This is a genomic window from Mesorhizobium sp. ES1-6 (genome assembly GCF_020164775.1).
Classification (GTDB): Bacteria; Pseudomonadota; Alphaproteobacteria; order Rhizobiales; family Rhizobiaceae; genus Mesorhizobium.
On record NZ_JAIUGU010000024.1, the window covers coordinates 1 to 22,357 of the forward strand.

Annotated in this window: 17 protein-coding genes and 2 pseudogenes; 11 read left to right on the forward strand and 8 right to left on the reverse strand. The window is 61.5% G+C overall.

Annotated features, from left to right (window positions below; genetic code table 11):
- Positions 1-184, forward strand: a pseudogene (locus LB564_RS31175) (IS481 family transposase); the annotation flags it as partial.
- Between the two features lie 26 nt (positions 185-210).
- On the opposite strand, the gene LB564_RS31180 reads toward LB564_RS31175, so the two are convergent.
- The 4 genes from LB564_RS31180 to LB564_RS31195 all read right to left on the reverse strand — a co-directional run bounded on the left by LB564_RS31180 (position 211) and on the right by LB564_RS31195 (position 4,157).
- Complete coding sequence (locus LB564_RS31180) at positions 211-1,182, reverse strand: NAD-dependent epimerase/dehydratase family protein (RefSeq protein WP_224542879.1); 972 nt, start codon at positions 1,180-1,182, stop codon at positions 211-213.
- A 69-nt stretch (positions 1,183-1,251) separates the two neighbouring features.
- Positions 1,252-2,355 carry a DegT/DnrJ/EryC1/StrS family aminotransferase gene (locus tag LB564_RS31185; protein WP_224542886.1) on the reverse strand — a complete coding sequence of 368 codons (1,104 nt, stop codon included), beginning with the start codon at positions 2,353-2,355 and terminating at the stop codon, positions 1,252-1,254.
- Position 2,356: 1 nt separating this feature from the next.
- Positions 2,357-3,382, reverse strand: coding sequence for a Gfo/Idh/MocA family protein (locus LB564_RS31190; protein ID WP_224542880.1), 1,026 nt, complete (start codon positions 3,380-3,382; stop codon positions 2,357-2,359).
- Positions 3,383-3,671: 289 nt separating this feature from the next.
- Positions 3,672-4,157, reverse strand: a complete 486-nt coding sequence (locus tag LB564_RS31195) for an acyltransferase (RefSeq protein ID WP_140707365.1) — start codon at positions 4,155-4,157, stop codon at positions 3,672-3,674.
- A 236-nt stretch (positions 4,158-4,393) separates the two neighbouring features.
- Here LB564_RS31195 and LB564_RS31200 point away from each other — a divergent pair, with 236 nt between their 5' ends.
- The 4 genes from LB564_RS31200 (at position 4,394) to LB564_RS31215 (ending at position 9,119) form a co-directional block, all read left to right on the forward strand.
- A complete protein-coding gene (locus LB564_RS31200; protein WP_224542881.1) occupies positions 4,394-5,965 on the forward strand; it encodes a glycosyl transferase family 1 in 1,572 nt (523 codons plus the stop codon).
- Between the two features lie 407 nt (positions 5,966-6,372).
- Positions 6,373-7,104, forward strand: a complete 732-nt coding sequence (locus tag LB564_RS31205) for a polysaccharide deacetylase family protein (protein ID WP_140707361.1) — start codon at positions 6,373-6,375, stop codon at positions 7,102-7,104.
- Complete coding sequence (locus tag LB564_RS31210; protein WP_181173736.1) at positions 7,101-8,072, forward strand: glycosyltransferase family 2 protein; 972 nt, start codon at positions 7,101-7,103, stop codon at positions 8,070-8,072. The genes LB564_RS31205 and LB564_RS31210 overlap by 4 nt, the downstream gene beginning before the upstream one ends.
- Before the next feature lie 6 nt (positions 8,073-8,078).
- On the forward strand, positions 8,079-9,119 hold the full coding sequence (locus tag LB564_RS31215; protein WP_140707357.1) for a glycosyltransferase family 2 protein: 1,041 nt from the start codon (positions 8,079-8,081) through the stop codon (positions 9,117-9,119).
- On the opposite strand, the gene LB564_RS31220 is transcribed toward LB564_RS31215, so the two are convergent.
- Both LB564_RS31220 and LB564_RS31225 read right to left on the reverse strand, forming a co-directional pair.
- On the reverse strand, positions 9,050-10,138 hold the full coding sequence (locus LB564_RS31220) for an acyltransferase family protein (RefSeq protein WP_224542882.1): 1,089 nt from the start codon (positions 10,136-10,138) through the stop codon (positions 9,050-9,052). The two genes, LB564_RS31215 and LB564_RS31220, sit on opposite strands and share 70 nt — an antisense overlap.
- 21 nt (positions 10,139-10,159) lie before the next feature.
- Complete coding sequence (locus LB564_RS31225) at positions 10,160-11,347, reverse strand: acyltransferase family protein (RefSeq protein WP_140707353.1); 1,188 nt, start codon at positions 11,345-11,347, stop codon at positions 10,160-10,162.
- A 1,484-nt stretch (positions 11,348-12,831) separates the two neighbouring features.
- Here LB564_RS31225 and LB564_RS31230 point away from each other — a divergent pair.
- The 3 genes from LB564_RS31230 to LB564_RS31240 all read left to right on the forward strand — a co-directional run bounded on the left by LB564_RS31230 (position 12,832) and on the right by LB564_RS31240 (position 16,707).
- A complete protein-coding gene (locus LB564_RS31230; RefSeq protein WP_140707848.1) occupies positions 12,832-13,971 on the forward strand; it encodes a DegT/DnrJ/EryC1/StrS family aminotransferase in 1,140 nt (379 codons plus the stop codon).
- A gap of 60 nt (positions 13,972-14,031) precedes the next feature.
- The gene (locus tag LB564_RS31235; RefSeq protein WP_140707351.1) at positions 14,032-15,576 is read left to right on the forward strand and encodes an oligosaccharide flippase family protein; all 1,545 of its coding nucleotides are present in this window, start codon (positions 14,032-14,034) and stop codon (positions 15,574-15,576) included.
- Between the two features lie 78 nt (positions 15,577-15,654).
- Positions 15,655-16,707: a GNAT family N-acetyltransferase gene (locus tag LB564_RS31240; protein WP_140707349.1), complete on the forward strand. Its 1,053-nt coding sequence runs from the start codon at positions 15,655-15,657 to the stop codon at positions 16,705-16,707.
- A gap of 546 nt (positions 16,708-17,253) precedes the next feature.
- On the opposite strand, the gene LB564_RS31245 is transcribed toward LB564_RS31240, so the two are convergent.
- Both LB564_RS31245 and LB564_RS31250 read right to left on the reverse strand, forming a co-directional pair.
- Positions 17,254-17,994: a hypothetical protein gene (locus LB564_RS31245; protein ID WP_224542883.1), complete on the reverse strand. Its 741-nt coding sequence runs from the start codon at positions 17,992-17,994 to the stop codon at positions 17,254-17,256.
- Between the two features lie 372 nt (positions 17,995-18,366).
- Positions 18,367-19,473 carry a glycosyltransferase gene (locus LB564_RS31250; protein ID WP_224542884.1) on the reverse strand — a complete coding sequence of 369 codons (1,107 nt, stop codon included), beginning with the start codon at positions 19,471-19,473 and terminating at the stop codon, positions 18,367-18,369.
- A 930-nt stretch (positions 19,474-20,403) separates the two neighbouring features.
- On the opposite strand from LB564_RS31250, the gene LB564_RS31255 reads away from it, so the two are divergent.
- The 3 genes and pseudogenes from LB564_RS31255 to LB564_RS31265 all read left to right on the forward strand — a co-directional run.
- Complete coding sequence (locus tag LB564_RS31255; protein ID WP_224542885.1) at positions 20,404-20,790, forward strand: hypothetical protein; 387 nt, start codon at positions 20,404-20,406, stop codon at positions 20,788-20,790.
- A gap of 125 nt (positions 20,791-20,915) precedes the next feature.
- Positions 20,916-21,287: pseudogene (locus LB564_RS31830) on the forward strand (DUF4347 domain-containing protein); the annotation flags it as partial.
- A 631-nt stretch (positions 21,288-21,918) separates the two neighbouring features.
- Positions 21,919-22,357: hypothetical protein (locus LB564_RS31265; protein WP_224542887.1), on the forward strand; the 439-nt coding region annotated here is incomplete at its 3' end.

The following is a 22,357-nucleotide window of genomic DNA, read 5'->3' on the forward strand; positions in this document are numbered from 1 at the left end:
ACTACGAGAGCCACAACGAGCTGCGCAGCCATCTCACCGATTTCGTCACCGCCTACAACTTCGCTAAGCGGCTCAAAACCCTCAAAGGCCTCACACCCTACGAGTTCATCTGTAGGGCCTGGACAAAAGAGCCGAACGATTCACCCTCAATCCGCTCCAGCAAATGCCGGGACTAAAAATCTAACAGAAAAGCTTCTGCCAAGCGGGCCGTCAGGTCACCTGCTCGCGATTGGCGCGCCACCATTCGACAAGGCGGGTAAGGCCCTCGTCCAGATCGATGGTCGTCTTGAAGCCCAGCATCCTCTCTGCCTTGTCGGTGTCGGCCAGACGTCGCGAGACGGGGTTCACCTTGCGCTCGGGCCCGTATTCCGGCTGGAGGTTAGAGCCCGTCACGCGCAGGAGTGAGGCGGCCAGGTCCTTGAGGCTGGTCTCCACGCCGCTCGCGACGTTGAATACGTCATCTTCCACGTCCGACAGCAGGGACAGGATGTTGGCTCGGGCGACGTCCTCGATGTACACAAAATCCATGGTGGTGGATCCATCGCCGAGGATCAGTGGCGGCTGGCGGGCGTCGATGCGGTCCATCCAGCGTATCAAAACCTCGGTATACTTTCCGTGCAGGTCCATGCGGGGGCCGTAAACGTTAAAATAGCGCAGCGCGACGTAGGGCAGGCCGTACATGTCGTTGAACGAGCGCAGCAGGCCCTCCAGCATGACCTTGCTGGCGCCGTACCAAGTGCGATTGTTGTAGGGGTGGTGGCTCTCTGCGGTCGGGAAGAGGTCGGCCAGTCCGTATACCGAGGCCGAGGAGGCTGCGCAGATCTTCTTCACGCCCTTTGCCTGGGCGGCCTCGATGACGTTGTAGCTGCCCTCGCACATGACGCCGAGAGCTTCGCGAGGCTCGGCGGCGCAGGCGATAACCCTCAGGGTTGCCATGTGGATGACGGCATCCATTCCGTCGGTGGCCTTGTGGACGGCCGCCGCGTCGCGAATGTCGCCTTCGACGAGTTCGACGCGCGGATCTTGAAGGGCGTCCTTGACATTTTGCAGGCTGCCGCGGACCAGATTGTCGAGGATAACGATCTTCTCGGGCGCGTGCTCCTTCAGCAGCAGGTCGATGGTCGTCGAGCCGATCAGACCGCAGCCGCCGGTCACGAGGATGCGAGAGCCTTCAAGTTTCATCGTATTTCCCTGTCATCGGTTTGGAGGCGACTTGGCAGGCCTGATTGCGGTCGAGCGGACACCCGCTCGTCAGACGCTTGCTTGCAATTCTTTGACTGCGGCCACGACCACGTCCTGCTGCTGCTCCGTAAACTCCGGGAACATGGGTAGCGACAGAACCTCGGCGGCGGCCTTTTCGGCATGCTGGAACTGGCCCTGCTTGTAGCCGAGGTCCGCGTAGGCGGGCAGCAGGTGCACCGGAATGGGATAGTGGATGCCCGACTGGATCCCCTGATCGTCCAGCGCCTGCTGCCAGCCCGTGCGGTTGGGCGTGCGGACGGCGTAGATGTGGTAGACGTGGCGGACATTCTCGCGCACGAAGGGGGTCGGTAGCCCGGTGCCGGCGAACATGGCGTCATAGCGGGCGGCCGTGGCGCGGCGCTGCTCGGTCCACCGTTCCAAATACTTGAGCTTCACGCGCAGGACGGCGCCCTGAAGGCCTTCCAGTCGGTAGTTATAGCCCTTGACTTCGTGGTGGTACTTCCGCTCGGCGCCCCAGTCGCGCAGCATGCGAACGGCGCGGTTGTAGTCCGCGTTGTCGGTCGTCAGCATCCCACCTTCGCCATAAGCGCCGAGGTTCTTGCCTGGGTAGAAGCTGAAAGCCGCCATATCGCCGATGGCGCCGACACGCCTGCCCTTGTATTCCGCGCCGTGCGCCTGGCAGGCGTCTTCCAGCACCATCAGGCCGTGCTTGCGTGCGATGACCATGATCGGGTCCATGTCGGCCGGCTGGCCGTAGAGGTGGATCGGGATGATCGCCTTGGTCGCTGGCGTGACCGCGGCCTCGATCTCGGCCGGGTCGATTGTGTAAGTCGAAGGATCGATATCGACGAACACGGGGGTCGCACCTGTGTAGTAGATGGCCGCCACCGTCGCCACGAAGGTGAAGGGGGAGGTGATCACCTCGTCGCCCGGGCCAATCCCGGCGGCCAGCAGGCCCAGGTGTAAGGCGCTGGTGCCGGTGTTGACGCCGACGCCGAAGGCCGCTTGCGAGTAGGCGGCGAATTCCTTCTCGAATTCAGCGACGTCGGCGCCCAGGATGAACTGACAGTTCTCCAGGGTGTGCTGGATGGCGGCATCTACCTCACACTTGATCGAGGCGTACTGGGTTTTCAGATCGACGAACGGAATCATATTATGCAGCGTCTTTGCGTCGCAGGTGAACGGTTTCGCCACGCCCGCGCATGGAACTGGTGGCGGCTTCGATGATCTCGACCACGCGCAGGCCGAGCTTGCCATCGGCGGTCGGAACCTTCTTTCCGATGATGCAGTCGATCCACTCCTGGCCGGCGATGCGCAGGGCCTCGGTGGAGTCGAGCTTGGGCGCCCACATATCGCCCGTCCGGTAACCGACGCGCATCTCGTGGATCTTGGCGGGGTCGTCGGTGAAGGACACGCCCTTGTCGTAAACCTTGACCTTCTCGGAGGGCTCCAGATCGTCGTAGGTAATCATTTTGTTGGAGCCGCCGACCAGGATGTTGCGCACCTTCACCGGCGCCAGCCAACTCACGTTGATGTGCGCCATCATGCCTGAGTCATAAAACAGCGAGATGTAGGCCAGGTTTTCCGGGGTGCCGGGGAAATGGTTGATGCCGCTCGCCGAAACCGCGTTCGGATGCTCTTCGAACAGACGGTCGATGATCGCGAAGTCGTGGACCGCCAGGTCGGAGACGACGTTGACGTCCTTCTGGAAGAGGCCCAGGTTCACCCGAGTGGCATCGTAATAATAAATCTGGCCCAGGTCGCCAGCGGTGACGATCTCGCGCATCTTCCGCACTGCACCGGTATAGATGAAGGTGTGGTCGACAATCAGGGTCAATCCGCGTTTATCGGCCTCGTTGACCAGCATCCTGGCCTGTAGCGAGGTTTCGGTCATGGGCTTTTCGAGCCAGAGATGCTTGCCGGCCTTTAGCGCCGACATGCCCAGTTCGAAGTGGCTGTTTACCGGCGTCGCCACCGCGATGGCGTCGATCTCGGGATCACGGAACAAGGCCTGGACGTCCCTGGTGGTCTGGACACCCGGATAACGGCGCTCCACCAACTCGCGCTTCTTGGAATCCAGGTCGGCGACTATGCGGACCCGGGCATCGGGAAGCTCCATGAAGTTGCGCAAGAGGTTAGGCCCCCAATAGCCGTAACCGATGATACCGATATTGATCATTTGACCTACCCTTCACTCCACCCCGCCCGCCGGAGTCTTGGAGGCCCGTTGGAGCTTGTCGCCGGTGAAGGAGGCCGCCAATTTGACCGTCCAATGCCGTGCCATCTCGACCTCTTCAACTCGTACTTTGAAGCGGCAAAGCCGTGCGGTCACTATGGCCGTTGGGTCATCAAGACCTAACCAGCATCATCCAGCCAGGCGAGGGCGGGCGCTGGAAGTACCTCAAACGATCTCTCCAAATCCCCCAAAGATCGCAATTCGGCGTACGGAAACCCTGCCGACAGGGAAGTCAGGCAGGCTTTGCGGTCCTTACGTCTCCGACCACGCGGGCTGGAACCCCGGTGGCGATGGCGAAGGCGGGGATGTCACGGGTGACGACAGCGCCGGCGCCGATCAGTGCTCGCTCTCCGATGGTCACGCCCGGGGTGATGGTGACGTTGGAGCCGATGGAGGCGCCCTTCTTGACCAGGGTCGGCTCGACCTTCCAGTCGGCTTCACTCTGGGCGCTCCCGTCCAGGTTGGTGGCTTGGGGAAGGCGATCGTTGGTGAACATCACCCCGTGCCCGATGAAGACCTCGTCCTCTATCGTCACGCCCTCGCAGATGAAGGTGTGCGAGGATATCTTGCAGCGCTCGCCGACGTAGGAATTCTTCTGAATCTCGACGAAAGCGCCGATGCGCGAGCCATTACCGACCTCGCAGCCGTATAGGTTCACCAGATTGGGGTGGTGGACGACGACCTCGCCCCGCAGCACCGCACTGTCCGAAATCGGCATCGCTTCCCCCTGGAGCTGTGTGTCTCGTGCCATCGCCTGCAAATCGGACGCGAGCCTTGGCGCGACGAAAAACCGGATTGGCAGCATCGGTGACCATTTTTATGTAACCTGCCTTGTCGCTTGGCAAGCCTTGGCCAGTGGGTATAACAAGTTTTCGGGCAGGCTGCGACCTTGGGGTAAGGATGCCGGAGACGATGCGATCTGAAACCGTACCCTGCGAGCCAGAGGTGGCGCGTATGCGTCACAACTACGAAGACTTTCAAAGCCTTCGGCGTGAGGCTGAGCGCTGTCTGGAAGCTGACGACCTCAACTCCGCAGCGGCCTATGTAGAGGCGGCCGTCACGCTTGCACGCAAGCGGCACTGCGGCTTTTATCGATCGGAGCCGCTTGAGCACGTATTGATCGAGATCGCGCGACGGGCACTTGCCGCGAAGGCCGAAGCTGCGCGACCGGCGCGGACGCAGATCAGCCGCGTGCTGCATGTGGCCACCGTTCTGAACGAGGTCGGCGGCTTGACGCGGATGATGCGCCGCTGGATCGCCGCCGACGAGGCGCGCCATCACTCTCTGGCTCTGTTGCGCCATCCCGGCGAGCCGCCGCACTCGGTGCGCGAGGCCGTGGAGGCTCGTGGCGGACACATCCATATGATTAGCGCGACGCGCGGCGGATCGGTAGAATGGGCCCGCGCGCTCCGCAAGTTGTCGCTCGATTTCGACCTGGTCGTCCTGCACGTCAGCAACGAGGACCCGACACCGGGCATAGCCTTTGCCGACGAGCGCAACCGACCTCCCGTGGTGCTGGTCAACCATGCCGACCACGCCTTCTGGCTCGGGCTCTCCGTCTGTGACCTCGTCGCCAGTTCGCGCGTGTCGGGCGAGCGGCTGGTGCTGGAACGGCGCGGGATCCCGGCGGAGCGTCACGCCATCCTGCCGATCCAGATTGATCCGCCGGTACGCAGGCACAGCCGGGCCCAGGCGCGGCAGAGGCTTGGCCTTCCGGCCGGCGGACCGCTTCTGGTGTCCGTGGCCCGCGGCGTGAAATACCGCACGATGGGCGGAGTTTCGTTCGCCGACATGCATGTCGAGGCGCTCCTGGCCCGCCCGGATGCGGGGTTGTTGGTCGTAGGGCCGGGGGAGCCGGCCGACTGGCAAGAGGCCATAGCGGCAACTGGCGGGCGGATCATGGGGCGGCCAGAGACGCCCGATCCGTCGCTCGCCTTCGAGGCGGCGGACATCTACCTTGACTCCTACCCCTTTGTATCGATTACCTCGATGCTGGAAGCCGGCGGGGTGGGCGCCCCCTGCGTGACGCTGTTTCCCTATCCGCCGGACGCGAACGTCATGAGCACCGATATGCCCGGGCTGGCGCCAACCATTGGCTTCGCCACCTCGATGGCGGACTACAACCGCATCCTGGCGGACTGGCTCGCTGATCCAGAGGCCCTGCGCCAGCGGGGCGAAGAGACGGCGTCCAACGTGAAGCGGCTGCATACCGCGCCCAATTGGCTCGAAAGCCTGGAGACGCTTTACGCGAAGGCCCTGGCCGTACCGCCAGTCACGCCGCTTCGGGAGCAGGGTGCGCCCGCGGAGGAGGAATTCTATGGCGGTTATCCCGACATCCTGCTCAATGGGGTGTTCGGCGAGTTCGACAGCGTCGAGGCGATCCTGAAACGGTCTGTGCGCCTGATGTCGCTGCCGGAACGGCTACGGGTATGGCGGCGCCTAGCGCGGACCAAGACCTTTGACGGACCCTGGGACGCGATCCGAAACCTGCTGCCGGAATGGCTGCCCCGGTTGGTGGCCGGCTAAGGAGCGGCAGTCAGTCGTGAGCCTTCAACAGCATGGTTTGCCGGCCGGCACCTCGTCGGCCCGCGTATGCGACGCCTGGACAAACCGTAGTTTACACTTTTGATTTAGCTGCCTGACCAAAATGTATCGAAGATACGCTTTTTGACTCTGGTCTGTGCAAGGTCTGCGTCTGCTACGCTCGGTGAGCAAAACAGTTTTCGAGCCTGTCAGAGCCTTGCTCTTTCCTCCTGATGAAGGGCGCCGTTCGACAAATTGGGTCTTTGGCGCCTCGCGTTCGCCAGAAGCCGCTATCGACATTGATAAACGAACAGAGGGCGAAAGTGGGTATGCTTGGGCCAGCGCCGAGGTTTCTGAAGCGCGCTGTGCGCGCGTTCGGTGTCGAAAGGCGACATCTGGTCGGCCCACGCATGGTCATCGAACGTGAAGGTTTGTCCGTCCTAGGCCGACGCGTCCCCCGTTCAGGGGGCCGGATCCTGGCCTACCACTCGGTCGGTCAGCCGTTGATGGAACATAACGACGTGCCGCCGAAGCTGTTCCGTCGCCAGTTGGAGTGGGCCGCCGCGCAGGGCTACCGGTTCGTCCCAGCCTCGCAGATCGCGCGGACGGGGGGCGACCCAATGGATCTCGCCATCACTTTCGATGACGGGCTGCGCAGCGTGATGACCATGGCCGCGCCGATCCTGAAAGAACTCGCGATACCGTGGAGCCTCTTCGTGGTCACCGACTGGAGCGAAGGTGGCTCGCCCTGGACGACCAACGAGGTTTTGGGCTGGCGCGATCTGGAGCGCCTCGTCGCCGACGGCGCCGAAATCGGCAGTCACTCCGCGACCCATCCAGATTTTGGACAGCTGGACGGCTCCGCCGCGCGCGAGGAATTGGAGCGCTCGCGCGCTGTGATCGAGGCCAGGCTCGGCTTTGCGCCGACGTCGTTCGCAATCCCGCTCGGCCAGTCGGCCAACTGGACGGCGGTTGCCATGCGGGAGGCCAAGGCAGCCGGCTATGATCTGGTCTACGCCCAGGCCGAGGAGACGCGTTCGGCCGGTACCATCGCGCGGACCTTCATCACGCGCTTCGACAACATCCGTGTATTTTCGGCGGCTCTATCGGGCGTCTTCGATCGATGGGAGGAGTGGGGGTGAATAATGGGCGCATCGTTTCGGTAATCGTCCCTACCCGCGACCGTCCGCAGTTCCTGGACCCGGCATTGGCGAGCATCCGCGCGCTGGAAGGCCCGGACCTGAGGTTCGAGATTCTGGTTGGCGACAACGGCTCCAACCACGACGCCACGGCCGCGGTAACGAAGGCCCACGGCGCGCAGCACCTCGTCGTGTCGACTGCTGGAGCCGGCGCCGCGCGTAACGCGGCGATGCGGGCGGCCACGGGCGAGTTCCTGGCCTTCCTGGACGACGACGACGTCTGGACCGAGCAACATGTTCGGTCGCACTTGCAAATCTTTGACCGCCACCCGGAGGTCGAGGCGGTGTTCGGTCAGGTCGTGATGACCGATCCTGATCTGCGACCCATAGCGGCCCCGATCCCCCATGATATCCGCCCTGACGGCGACCATCTGAAGATGATGCTCGACGGCTATTTCCCGCAGATCGGCGCAACGATGGCGCGTATCGGGGTACGCGACGCCTACGGTTATTTTGACGAGACACTGCTGGCAGACCAGGACTGGGACTGGCAATTGCGAGTAACCGGTGGAGGGCATATGGAGCATGTGGCCGTGCCTTGCGTCTTGTTCCGACAGCGCCCGTCGGGATCTTACGATGCCTTGGTCCTGAGCCGGATCCCCTATACGCGCAAGGTATTCATGCGGCACGCCATGCCGGTCTGGCGCAAGTGGCGCTCGCCGAAAGAGTGGCTGCATTCGTACTTCGCCACGCTATTGGGATTCTACACCTATTTCGCCGATGCGGCGGTAGAGCGGGCGGCCAAGGGGGATGCCAAGGGTGTGCGATTCGCAGTGCGTCATGCGCTACTGGTATTTCCGTTCCGGGCGGCAAGGCAGCTCGTGACGCCGACGCCGTTGCGAGCGGCGTTCTTCTGGTCGATCGGCCTGGGAGCACGCCCACCGGCCGCCCAGGACGCGGCGTTGGACTGAAAGGGCATGGGATTTATGGACCGGATTGCCATGCAGGACGCCAACGACGCGCCAAAGACCAGCGCCGGTGCCCCGGTCATCAGCATCGTCATCGCTACGCACAACCGCAGCCACGACGTCCTGGAGAACGTCAGTGCCCTGCTGCCGCAGTGCGTGGGCCAGCCGGTGGAGGTCATCGTCATCGACAGCGCCTCGGCGCCGGCGCATGCCGAGGTGCTGGAGGACCTAAAGGGTCGCGAGGGAGTGAGCCTTATCCGGCTCGACACGCCAGGCGTTGCCCGGGCCCGCAACGCGGGCTTCGAGGCCGGTAGGGGCGAATGGATTGCGCTGCTGGACGACGACGCTGTGCCGCGCCTCGGCTGGGTAGAGGGCGCGATCACCTGCGCGGCGCGCTGTGATGCCGAGACCGCCATCCTGGCTGGGCGGGTGATCCCGCGCTGGCCCGACAACGCCGCCAGCCTTGAAATGCCGCCGAGCAAGCTCGGGCCGCGGGCGCGCTTGTTGTTGTCGGTGGTCGATGAGGACGGCTTCGTGGACACGACCGATCATCCCATCGGCGTCGGGGCCAACATGTTGTTCCGCCGCAGCGTGTTAGAAGCGCATGGCGGGTTCGACGTCACGACGGGTCGCGTCGGCTCGAACCTGGCAAGCGGGGAAGAGGCTCAGATGATGACGGACCTGATTGGAGCCGGCCATCGCTGCTGGTACTCGGACGCCTTTGTGGTAGACCACAAGGTCCATGCAGGCCGTCTTACGCGCGCATGGCTCACGGAGCGCGCTCGCAAGGAAGGCGAGGTGGAACTGAGGGGCTTGAAAACCCGGAGCCAAAGAATCGCGCGCGCGATCAAGATGCTCATCGCCACCCCGCCATTGGCCGTGCTCCAGATCCGCGACGGACCCGAACGCGAATATTATCTTCGCCTGAACCACAATCTTGGCCTGCTGCGAAAGCTGCTCGGGCCGGCAATCTGGGGGGCTCAGGCAGCCGCCGGCGCGGCTTTCCGCGTCGGCCGATGGGCCCAAGCCATGATTGGTCGTTCAAAGTAACGCCAGGAGGCGGTCGCCAGGCTTATGGTCAACACAAGCTCGATAGGAGCCGAGATCCAATCCGGCGCTTCGAACACGACGCCGAACTTCCGGGCCGCTGCCTCAACGGTGTAGAAATGAATGAACTCGTGGAAAACATAACAGCCATAGCTGATGCGCCCCAGGTTGCGCAGGGGCCAAGTCTCCAAAATGGCGACGAAACGGGTGCCCTGGTTCCCTGCGATCTGGAGGACCAGAAGCGCGGCTGTAGCCGAGACTGCCGGCGCATAGACGCGCCAGACGATCTCGCCCTTCAGGACAGTGAGGGGCACGACGAGAAGGATAAGCGCCGCGATGGCCTGGGCCGGCGTGGAAACCAGCCATGCCGGCACCCGCTTGTCGAGGTTTAGTCCTACCAGACCGCCCAGGGCGAGATAACCAAAGCCGGTCATGGGATTGAGGCCGATGACCTTGGCCGACACTCCAGCCCATTCGAGGCCCGCCTGGGTGAGGAGCCCCAGAACCACGAATGCAACGCAGATATGTCCAGCGGCCTTGCTGTGGGTGAACAGAAGCAAGGGTGCAAACACCAGATAGAATTGCTCTTCGATCGCCAGCGTCCAGAAGTGGTTGAAATGGCCCACCCAGTGGCCGGTCGTGAACACATAGATGTTCGTGGCGTAGAGCAGCATGGCCAGGCGCGCGCCGCCATCGAAGCGATCGAAATGGACGACCAGCGACGCGAGCAGGAAGAAGCCGATCGTCGCGTAGTAGACGGGGAATATCCTGGCTGAACGCCGAAGGTAGAAGCGCCCCAGGCCTGCTAGCCTCGTCACCTCGCCCGCCTCGACCGCAACCCGCGACCGAGCCAGGATACGCGTGATCAAGAGGCCGCTGAGCGCGAAGAAGAGCATTACCCCGTCGCCCCCGAGGGATCCATATGTCCCTTGATGGAACTTGTGGCTTATGAATACGAAAATGAAGGCGATCGCGCGCAGGCCATCAAAACCCCTGATGCGGCGTTCGTCGTCGAGTCGCATCGGCCGGAGCTCCGCCAGCCTCTATCGCGTGGCCGCTTGCCGGCCCGGGGACAAGGCGGCGACCGCGCTGCTGGCCTCGGCGCCCTCGCGCGCGGTCAATCTGGCCCCCAGCCGCAGGAGCGGCCGTTCGAAGAAATGCCAGGAGAGCGTCGCCAGCGCGACAGTGATGCAAAGCTCCACGGCGAGTTGCACGACAGCCGGCCCGTCGATGTTCAGGTGCAGCCTATGGAACACCGCTTGGACCTCGTAGAAATGGACGAACTGGTGCAGGATGTAGAAGGCATAGCTCACCCGGCCGAGCGAGCGCAGAGGCCACAGGTTGAGGAAAGCCACGACTGGAGTGTGCTGGTTGCGGGCGATCTGGAACAGGAACAGGCCAGCAACCGTGCAGGTCAGCGGTCCCCAGACGTTCCATGTGTCGCGGTAATATCCGAACACCAGCGGGATCGCGATCAGCGTCAGGCCGGCCGCCGCCTGGGCTTGCGCACTCACCAGCCAATCGCGCGGTTTGAGGTTTTTCAAGGAGGCGACAAAGCCGCCGACACCGAGCATGCCGAAAGCGATCAGTGGATCGACGTGGATGGCGTTCGGGTGGGTCTTCACAGACACTAGCCAAGCCAGCATGGCCGCGCCAGCGAGCATAAAGCCGACGCAAATCCGAAGCAGGTATTTGCGCGGGGAGAACAGGAGGATCGGCGCGAAGAGCAGGTAGAACTGTTCTTCCGCCGAGAGCGACCAGAGGTGACCGAAATGGCCGTGGTCCCCAGTCGGCGTCATCGCTATATAGATGTTGGTACCATAGAGGGCGTAGATCGTCGCTTCCATGCGCGAGAATCCAACGAATGAGGTGAACAGCGAAGCCAGCGCGAAAACACCCAAACACGCATAGTAGAGCGGGAAAATGCGCAAGCTGCGGCGCAGATAGAAATCGCCCATCGAGCGCCACCTCGACTGGGTCCCCGCTTCGACCTTTCCGCGCATTTCCGACAGGATTGAGGTGATGAGCATGCCGCTGAGCACCAGAAAAAGCCAGACGCCGACGGAGCCATAGGAGTCGTGGTGGGGCAGGGTCGTCTTGTGGCTGATGAAGACCATCAGCACCGCGATCGCGCGCACGCCATCAAAGCCGGCGATGCGGTCTTCCGCGGGCCGCACAATGGTGCGGGACGCCTGGCCAGCGGAAATCGTACCCTGATAAGTCGTTGCCATAGGTAAATACTCGAGCCGATGCTCCGCAACCGAGCCATGCCTCCCGCTGGGGCGGTCGGTCTTTCCCGTTTATAAACGCTTAACTGTCCGTCACATCAATTCGACCAGAAGGCGTAGCCTCTGAGCGCGATTGTCCAGGCCATCAAGCCAACTCGAGATCGATGGTCTTCCTCAGGCAGTGGATCCTGATCGGGCCGACCTGTTGAGCCCTTCTGGCAGCGGACGATACGCCGGGCGCGTGTCGTCCAGGAGGCTTAGGCGCGCAGTAGAGCTATCCGAACGGACGCCATAGCAAGTGAAGGGGCAAACGAAAGCCCGCTGACGTCATAGCGGCTGCGCGTAGTTCGGGTTCGTCGACTTTGCATTCCGTCCCACAATGGAACAACAGGGCGGCTGCCGCGTTGCCGGCGCCTGGCGCTCACGGCAACTGTGCCAAGTCGCAACCGACACCTGTTTAACGATGGATGCCGATAGTCGTTGAACCGGCGCCTTTTCGGAAACAATAACGGGTGGGTTTCAATGGCTGATTCAATCGCCATAGGTCCATGTAAGTCGGGCCGTGGGCGGTATCCGCATCTGCAGACGATTCACCGCGTAGCAGCGTTAAGGATGCGGACTTCTTCATCGGTCAGTATTATCTCGTAGCGTTGTTTTGAGTTCTTCGTGTAAATATCGTCTGCCGTTATGGAGATTATGATATCTCCGTTTTCGTTGGTTTGCACATTCGTGACCTGAATCGGCTCGCAAAATATGCATTTCGATAAACCTGCCCTCCGGCTTGGCTGAGTGTTTACCCGCATTTGGAATATCCTCATTGGTGCCTTAAGTAAGCGGGTTCAAGCAGTATTCGTGCCAGAGCCCCATGGGCTCGACCACGGCGCCCCTGTTGCTGGATCGCTCAGTATTAACGTTAACGGATACTTTTCAAGGCAGCGATGGTCTGGCGATAGCGGCGGACCGACACATTGGGCTTCCCCCCCGAAGTGTTGGGTCCGCCATTGCTGCCACTTGCAATGGGTGCCGAACGCCAGAGATCCAAGCCGCTCTTATGTCGAGCCCGCGGCGTCTTTATCTCTTGTTTTGGGGAATCCAGAAGGACAACCCTTACACCTTTTGCTGGAGTTGCTACGCCTGTTGACGGCGCTTCCCACAGCTCTGCCTCGAGTTGATCAGGCCCGCCCTAGATCCTTCTCCGGGCGGTAGGCCGTCGTACCCCGCGGTCAGGCGTGCTCATGCCTGGCCCGTAGTCCGGAACGACGCGTCCTTATTGTTCCTGCGTTCCGCACAACAGATTTAAGCGGAGCTGTCACCTCGGCCAGAACGGTATCCTATCGGCGGTGACCTCACCTTATTCACTGACCCAATTCGCCTGCCGTCCTTACCGTATCCAACAATAGGAGAAGGTGAGCGACCCGCTTTATCGTGATACGACGACTGCAATTTCTCACGCCGAGAGACAACTTCGTTCAGCTGAGGACGCCGACATGATTCCGATCATCAAGCCCACGATGGATGGAGCCGAGGCCGAGGCGGCGCGCCGCGTCATCCTGTCCGGCTGGGTCACTCAAGGCCCCGAGGTCGCGGCCTTCGAGACGGAGTTCGCCTCCTTCACCGGCGCGCCGCACGCTGCGGCCGTTTCGAACTGCACCACGGCCCTGCATCTGGCCCTGCTGGCGGCCGGGGTGAAGCCCGGCCATGAGGTGGTCACGGTTAGCCATTCCTACATCGCCACCGCCAATTCGATTGCTTATTGCGGCGCGATCCCGGTCTTTGTCGACGTCGATCCGGCCACTTACAACATCGACCCGGCCCTGATCGAGCAGGCGCTTTCGGCCAAGACCACGGCAATATTGGTCGTCCACCAGATGGGCTTGCCCTGCGACATGGCCGCGGTGGTCGAGATCGCCAAGGCCAAGGGCTTGCCCGTGATCGAGGACGCGGCCTGCGCCAGCGGCAGCGAGATCTTCTGGAATGGACGGTGGGAGAAGGTTGGCAAAGTGCACGGCGACGTGGCCTGCTTCTCCTTCCATCCACGCAAGATCATGAGCACCGGCGACGGTGGTATGTTGACCACCAAGCACGCTGACTGGGCAGCCAAATTCAAGCTGTTGCGCCAGCACGGAATGAGCGTGCCCGACACCGTCCGCCACGGCTCGGCCCAGGTGATCTTCGAGACCCACCCAGTGCTCGGCTTCAATTACCGCATGACCGACATCCAGGCCGCTGTGGGCCGCGAGCAACTCAAGCGCCTGCCCGGCATCGTGGTCCGCCGCCGCGCGCTGGCCGCACGCTACGTCGAATTGCTCGGCGAGGCGCAATGGCTGGGCCTGGTGCGCGAACCGTCCTACGTGCGCACCAACTGGCAGAGCTTCTGCGTCCGTTTGCCGGAGTCCGCCGACCAGCGCACCGTCATGCAGGCGATGCTGGATGCCGGTATCGCCACACGACGCGGTATCATGTGTGCCCACCGCGAGGACGTCTATTCCTCCCAATCGCTGCGTATGTCCCTGCCTGAGTCGGAGGCAGCCCAGGATCATGCCATCGTCCTTCCACTTTATCCCCAGATGACCGACGAGGATCAACAGAAGGTCGCCTCGACCCTGATCGAGGCCACACGGCATTAAGGACACGATATGCTGGCGATCCTGCATCGAGCCCGTCTCATCGAAAGTGAGCGATAGGAAATGGCGAACGTTCGGCGCGCGGTGGTCGCGGTCTATTTCGAGAAGTACGCCACCCTCATCCTCAACTTCGCGACGCTCTACGTCTCGTCGCGGCTTTTGACTCCCAACGACATCGGTGCTGCCTTCCTTGGCGCCAGCATCCTCGCGCTCGCCGAGGGCCTTCGTGACTTCGGCGTGACCAACTACATCGTCAACGCCGAAAAGCTTTCGAAGGAGGAAATACGCACCTCCTTCACCATGATGCTGGTAGTGGCCATCGTCCTTACAACCGTCTTCGTCGCGACAGCGCGCTTCTACGCCGACTTCGCGCACGAGCCGCGTCTGGAGAACTTTGTTCGCACGGTTGCCTTCGGGTATCTGTTCTCCAGCATCGGGTCACCGATCGTGGCTCTGCTTCGCCGCGACCTGAAGTTCTGGAGCATCGCGGCCATCAATTTGGGGTCGGCGCTGGTCGGTAACATCACCACCACCGCCCTGGTGATGATGGGTGTCGGCTACATGAGCTTCGCCTGGGGCTCGCTCAGCTATCCACTCTCCACCTTCGTCTTCGCCATCCTCATACGACCGGACCTGTCCATCTTCCGGATCGAGTTCACCAAATGGCGCGACATACTGGCGTTCGGCGGCTTCAACACCGTTACCGGTCTCCTGACCGGGCTCGGCGAGGTCATCCCGACCTTCATGCTGGGGCGCGCCAGCGGCGCTACCGATGTCGGCCTCTACAGCCGAGGCCAGCAGGTCACGGAGATGCCCAGCCGCCTGGTCATATCGGCGATCTCGGCGGTGGCCCTGCCGGGGTTCGCCGCCCTTGCGCGCACGGGGCGTCCCCTCAAGGGTCCCTATCTCAGAGCCGCCGCCAGTCTGACGGCGTTCCACTGGCCGGGCCTGGCGATGGTCATCCTCTTCGCCTATCCCCTGGTGCACACCATATTGGGACCGCAATGGTACAGTTCTATCCCGCTGGTGCAGGTGATGGCGGCGGCCACAATGCTCTACTTCCCCGTCCCGCTGATGTTCCCGGCCTTGGTGGCTGCCGGCGGGATCCGCGAGACGGCCAAGGCCTGGATCATCTCCCTGCCAATCACCAGCTTGATCATGATCCTGGCGGCCCAGCATGGCCCCTTTGCCCTGGCGCTCTCGATCTTCGCCACCACGCCGATCCAGGTGGGGGTCGGCCTTTGGTTCCTGATGCGTCGGCTGGAATTGAGCGTAGGCGAGTATCTGTGGGCTCTGGTGCCCAGCGCCGCCGCCACCTTGGTCACGGCGCTGGGCCCGCTCGTCGTCATCGGGCTGAATGGCTTCGACATGAACTTATCGGTCGTGCAGGCGGTTCTGGGTGGCGGGCTTGGCGCAGTGTTCTGGTTCCTGGCGATGGGTTGGACCCGTCATCCCTTCGCCGCCGAACTGGTTTTTCTTCTGAGCAAGGCCCAGGTCTTGTTGCCTGGGCGCCTGCACTTCTCCTTAGTCCTGATCCGGCACTTCCTGGGCGAGGAAGCCGAACAGGGAAGGGCGGCCGCACCGGGCCCCGCGGTCAGGGAAACCTGATCGCGGGTCAGGTCCACAAGAGTAAATCGCGCCCGCTACAATTTTGGCGCACAATGGGACGGAACACGGAAATCGAGAATGAGCCACTCTGACGCCATAGATTCCGCCCGAGCGAACCACGCCGGCTCGGGTTTGAAGTGTGCGCTGGGCCATGTCGCGGCGCCCGCCGTGATCTCCATTGCTCGCGCCGTCACTCGCTTTACCACGCGCGGCGTTCACATCGCCTGGTTCGACGCCTGGAACTCGACCCTCGACCAGGCCCTGGGCGCCCTGCCGGCCATTCCTGGCTGCGACCGCGACGTTTATCGCGAGCTCACCCGGCCCACGAGCGCCCGCAAGCGCCACGCTCTGGCGGAGGAGGATGGAAAGCCGACCGCGCTCGTCTCCCTGCGTCGCCGCCGCCGATACTGGGAGCCCGTGACCTATCAAGCGCTTTCCGGCGTGATCGCGCCAGCGTCCTCTCCCGCCGCGCTTGGTCGGGCGCTGCACGCTTTGGGCGTCGAGGTGCGGGTCGAGGCGGGGCTCGACAAGAGCGTCGTGGACCTCCATCCGCGGTCCTACTGGTCCCCTGACAACTACAGCATCGATCTGCGGAGCGACTATGAGGCGCGCTGGAGCCGCAATCACCGTAAAAATGTGCGCAAGGCCCGCCAGCGCTGCGACGAATTCATGCGGCTTCGCATCGACGACGAGAGCGACCTGGAATGGTGCTGCGACCAATGGGGCCGCATGTGGGAAGGCAACGAAGCCGAGGAGACCGTAGCTGCCGCCGACCGCCTGCGGTTCTGGCGCGCCTTCATTAAGCGGCAGACCGCTAACAGCCCAATTCAGTTCCACACCTTACATCTGCTCGACGGCGACCGGCGCACGGCTGGCGTCGTCCTGATGTGTCAGGACGGCGTAGTACTCGGCCAATGCATTGTCCGTGACCCCGAATACGACCACCTTTGGGTCGGTATCCGCATAATGGAGGCCGCGGTCCAATGGGCAGCAAGCGCTGGATATCGCCGTTTCGATCTCGGCTCCGGACAAGACTACAAGCAGAGTTGGGGTGAGCCGGTGGCCGGTCGTTATGGTGCGATCTTTCGTCCGCGTGCGGTCAGCGCCCTCTATCGCTTCGGACTTCTGTGACTTCGCTGCGTGAATACATTTTTGTTCAGTAGGGCGGCGACTTTTGCCGATTGAGCACACCAGCTCGAACGCTGCAGGACCGCGACGACCGACCCACCGCAATGATCGCCCAGACGAGAAGCACGCACTTCATCGCTGAAGCACAAAGCCGGGGAAAACGGCTGTGGGACCTGTTAGTTCCAAGAAGCTAATATTAGCATTGCTTCCAGCCGGCAACGCCACCCACGGAGCCGGTCAGGCCCGACGGTCAGACAAATTGTACCCCAACAGGCTGTCGGGCCGCTTGCGAGACTTTCTTACCTGAACGGCGCGCGGCCCGGCGCCAGCGGGGTTGGGGCTAGCGGCGCCGGGCCTGACCGGCAGGATCCTGAAATTGCGCGCCGGCGACGTCGATATATATGCTATTGATTATATGAGGAGAATTCATCCAAACGAATAACGAAGGCGTAGAAGGGTGCAGCGTGATTGGCACCTGGCGTACCCGACTCGGAAGTTTGGGCATAAAGACAACATTCCCAGATGACCGGACCGACGGCGCTGTATGCCCTACCTCCTAGGCGTGCCCCCCAACAGCTCGCCCAAGCGGAGCGGCAAATGCGGAGAGGTTCGCAGTTCCGCGCAACTCTCTTTCCATCGCTGCAGATATTCACCAAGTGGAACTCCACTACGGCCAGGCCAACGGTTGAGCGCGCCGATTGCCTCAACACAATCCGGAACCCGATCGTATTCAGCGAGCATTGTCAGGCTCATCGCCTGCGCAAACGGATTAAGAGCGGGAATTTCGATCTTACTGCGGTGGTTGGCGAACCAAGTCGTGGCATCACGGGTGAGGCCTTGGCTCTCGGCGAGTCCCGCATAGCGGTGAAGAATGTTCTGACGATATTTGGCGATGGCATCGCCGAAGGCGTTGTCACCGGCGAACGGCGGAATGTCTTTCCAACCAGTCGCCAGGGGCCGAAGCCCGCGCAACGAGAATGCTTCGACCATGGCTTCCTCGAGCCATTGGCAAGGTGCCGCTGGCTTGGCGTTGGCTTGCCAACTGTTGGCGAGCACATGGCCGAGTTCATGGCCAAATTGATAGGCAAGCTTTGACCAGTCGCGTTCGCCGATGTCGACGATGACCCATGCCATATCGCTCTGGTCTGCATGTAGCCAAATAGCGGGAGGGCCGGATGTATGCTCTTCGATACGCAGGCGGGTCGGCTGGCGGTCCGAGACGAGTCGGACGCCGTCCAGGCATGCTTGCCGCATCCTTTCGATGACCTGCGCGGCCGCTCCCTCCAACATGCGGCCCCAGTTCCCTGCGAGTTCGATAGGCGCGGTCCGCAGGTGAGAGGGGAGACTGGGGGGCAAGACCATGTGGGCCCTTTCCCAACGGCTCGAATGTGTCGACGCTACCGGGACCACGGAGCTGGCACCTGACCATGCTAGCAAACCTAAGAAATCCCGTCGGCGCAATTTCGGATCCAGACGCTCTAACCTTTACCTTCTGTTTTGGGCCCAACGAATTTCGGCACGCCTACCCTGTCCTCCTGCCGCCATCTGAGAGCAGGCTTTTGGCCATTCCATGAAAAAGTAGGTTGCTCGGAAGCGGCCACAGGGGACAACGGTGGGCGAGGCGATCTTCTCCGAAGGTATGCAAAAGAGTCTTCTACGACTTCATGATTGGGATGCGGATGCGAGTTTATCGGCGGCGAATCGCGCATTGGCCACCACTCGCTTTAGCATGTCCCTTGGCACTTTGTCCGACGCCAACAACGTCAGGCAAGCATCGAGCGACTTCCGATATGCGCCGGCCCAATATGCGTTGACCGAGAACTCATCGAGCAACCCGTAGTCGTAGACCCAAGGCTGAACGAAAAGGCCCGCGGGCCTATCGACGCCTAGGCCGCGTTGCGCATACTCCTGTCCTTCCGCGTAGTGGCCGAGGTTGCGGCAGTAGCGGCTCGCCGCGTGCAACGCCTCCGTGCGAGCGGGTACCGTCTGGGTCGCGCGCTCGTAAACAGCGATGACTTCTTTGAAAGAGCGATCCAGAGCCGCCATCAGATTGCCTGCCTCGAGAAGGCTAACATAGACCTCTTCGTTCCAAAACTCCTGGTCGGCGCGCTTCAAATATTGCTCCAGCGCCTTCTGCCGTTCGCCGCAATCCCTGTAGCTTTGCGCTAGGTAGAATGTGTAGCGCGATCTCAGGAATGGGTCGGCTTCGGTTGCAAGCGCAATCTCCAAGACCGCCGCGTCATCCTGGTATTTCCGTGGATTCTGGCTGCGGGCTCCTCCGCGTCCCGTCGCGATGCGAAGTCCTTCGGCGTTCTGCCGTGTGATGGGATCGGCCGGGGCCTCGAGATATTCATGCAGAACAGCTTTGAACGAGAAAGGCAGTCGGTTGCGACAAATCTGAGGGCGATAGAACGAAATGTCACCATGAAACACTTCGACGTCGTACAGGTCGTGCTCCATCCGTGACTTGAATGCGATCGGATCGAAAGCCGGATCCATGATCAGGACATCGTCGGCATCTATGATCATTGCATAGTGAACCGCTTCGACGTCGCGCAGTCGCTCGAGCGCGAAGTTGCGATTGTATGCGAAGTTCCGCCAAGGCTCGTCGATGACGGTTCCCTGAAGGCTGTGCTTGGCGAGGAAACTTCGGATGAGCTCCTGTGTGCCGTCCTCGGAACCCGTGTCTACGATGAGCACGTAGTCAACGAGGGGAAGCGCGCTGGTGAGGCAATTCAGGATAACCTTTGCCTCGTTCTTGACGATCATGCACAGGCCAATAGTGCTCACGCGGATTCCCCAGTGGGCGGTTGCGGGATTTTTGCGAAATTGCGGCGATTATGTCGGAACATGCCCTCGATCGCAGCACTAGCCAACATTCGTCCTGGCGTAAAAGGATACTTTCTTCGGAGGAGGCTGCTCTCACCCGTTAATCATCCGCATCAAACATAAGGCGTATACGACCCTATAGAGGTCTCATGCGAAAATATCTAAGCCACAGATTTGCATTGATTTTTCTTAACATGCAACCTACTCCCTGAGGTTGCCATACGTAAATCGGTCCATTTACAACCATGAATATTTCAAATTTACTCAATACTTATATAGCGGGAGAGGAGCCATTGGTCAGTCGAATGCTATCTGGCCATGGAAGTCTGCAAAGCTAAAAAGTATCGAGAGCAAGACTGCCTTGCGTTTGAGATGCGCAGCGTGGTGATGTGCACTAAGGTGCTGTGTCGGTTGAGCAGATCGACATTTCGCTGAGATTGATGCTTTCTTGCAAGTAGTCGTCTCCCTCGCAAGTTGTCGCTGAAAATTGCGACACAGGTGAAGGGGGCTGGCTGGGTGATACCGCGCACGACACAATGCGACCGCGATATGGGCTTCGGCCTCTGCGCCGCAGAATATCATCCGCACGTATTCGGCAAAACAAATCCCCGAGAGCTTGAGCGGCAAAGGCCCGTTCATACTTCCGTCGGACCATACAACGTTTCTTGGCCGTACATCGAGAATTGCCGCCGCGACGACGTCCACGGCACCGCCGGCCAGGGCAGAGCAGCGCCGCTCACCGGGCAGAGTGCCTGCGTCGTCGTGTTCCGCCTGCCTCGCAACCTGCAGGCACGTCAAACCTAGTCACTTGGTGCGTAGTCGCCTGGCCCCTTCAGCTCAAACCGCAATCCGAATCGACAGGATCTTGTCATGGCCTCCGCAGTGATTTTCGCCGATCCCGCAATGGCTGCCGCCCAAGGTGCGCCGAACGATGATCACATCATCCTCTCATGGCGACTATCGGCGAAACCCAACAAATATCTGATTGTCGCGAACCTCGACGGCGCTAAGGCGACGATCGGGGAGTTTGTTGTCCCGAGGAGCCATTTTGCCGGCCGAATTCCTGTTCCGGTCAAGGCGCGTGGACCTTTCACCGTCGCCGATGGCGATGCCGCAATGATGGTCAATGGCAGGATCGCGCTCTTTTCGAAAACCAATCCCAATGCCGCCGCGACTTACGACGCGGCGACCTTGGAAATGCTGGGCGACGCCGGTTCCAAGGTGTCGGTCGTGACAAGATTCAAGGCGGGAGAATGACAATGGGCGGGAAACAGGGAAGGTCAGTTCCAATGATGAAGACCTCGGCGGAGAACCTCTTACGGACAAAAGAAATCGTCTTCATTGATATTGCGGTCACCGATATTCCAGTGCTCGTCGCGGGCATGCGGCCCGGCGTTCAACCGGTTCTTCTTAGCGGTGCTTTGCCAGCTTCTCAGGAGATCGCGCACGCGTTGCGCGGCCAAGACGGCCTGGATGCGATTCACATTGTCGTTCACGGCCGTCCTGGCAAACTCGACTTCGGCGCCGGATCGCTGTCGGTGTCCGATCTTGATCGGCACGGCGGCGATCTCGCTACTATCGGCGACGCGCTGGGGCCTGACGGCAGTCTCCTGCTGTGGAGCTGCCAGGCGGGCGAAGGCGCCCGCGGACGTGCTTTCGTGGATGCCCTTGCGCGTGTGACCGGCGCTCCAGTCGCGGCCGCATCGGGCTTGGTGGGTTCCGCGGCGAAAGGCGGAAGCTGGGAACTGGACGACGCTAGGGGCATGGCGCGCGTCCCGCTGACCAAGGCGGGCGTAACGAGTTATTCCGGCGTGATGGCATTGAATTACGTCACAGTAAAAATACCCGCAGACGCTGACAGCGGCGGGTTTTACTATATCGTATCACGTATAAATGGTCAGAGCGTCGTTATAGGTGAGTTTACGGTTAGTGAAAATCAAGGGACAGATTTCGCCACACAACTCTTTGTTCCCGTTAATTATACGGACTCTGAAACATTGCGCATTGAAACCGATACTGGATCAGGTATAGGCCCGAGTGGCTTCGATGACGACGGTGATGTTCAGATCTGGTCCACGTCGAATCCTTCGAGCAACATTACATTCAATCACGACGCTACTCTGTGGATAACTAGTACTGATGGCAGTAGTAATGACGGCGACCCCGTCCTTCTTACTGGTGGTGTGGGTGCGACCGGAGCGACCGGCTCTACTGGAGCGACCGGAGCGACAGGCGGAACAGGCGCGACCGGCTCTACTGGAGCGACCGGAGCGACAGGCGGAACAGGTGCGACCGGCTCTAACGGAGCGACCGGCGATACCGGAGCTGCCGGTGCGACTGGCGCAACGGGTGCGACCGGCACTATGGGTGACACTGGAGCGACTGGTGATCCTGGTGCAATGGGTGCCACAGGCACTACTGGAGCTACGGGTGCCACAGGTGACACCGGCGCTTCTGGTGCGACGGGCGATACCGGAGCTGCCGGTGCGACGGGCGATACCGGAGCTGCCGGTGCGACTGGCGCAACGGGTGCAACCGGCGCTATGGGTGACACTGGAGCGACTGGTGATCCTGGTGCAACGGGTGCCACAGGCACTACTGGAGCAACTGGAGCTACGGGTGCCACAGGTGACACCGGCGCTTCTGGTGCGACGGGCGATACCGGAGCTGCCGGTGCAACTGGCGATACCGGAGCTGCCGGTGCGACTGGCGCAACGGGTGCAACCGGCGCTATGGGTGACACTGGGGCGACTGGTGATCCTGGTGCAACGGGTGCCACAGGCACTACTGGAGCAACTGGAGCTACGGGTGCCACAGGTGACAC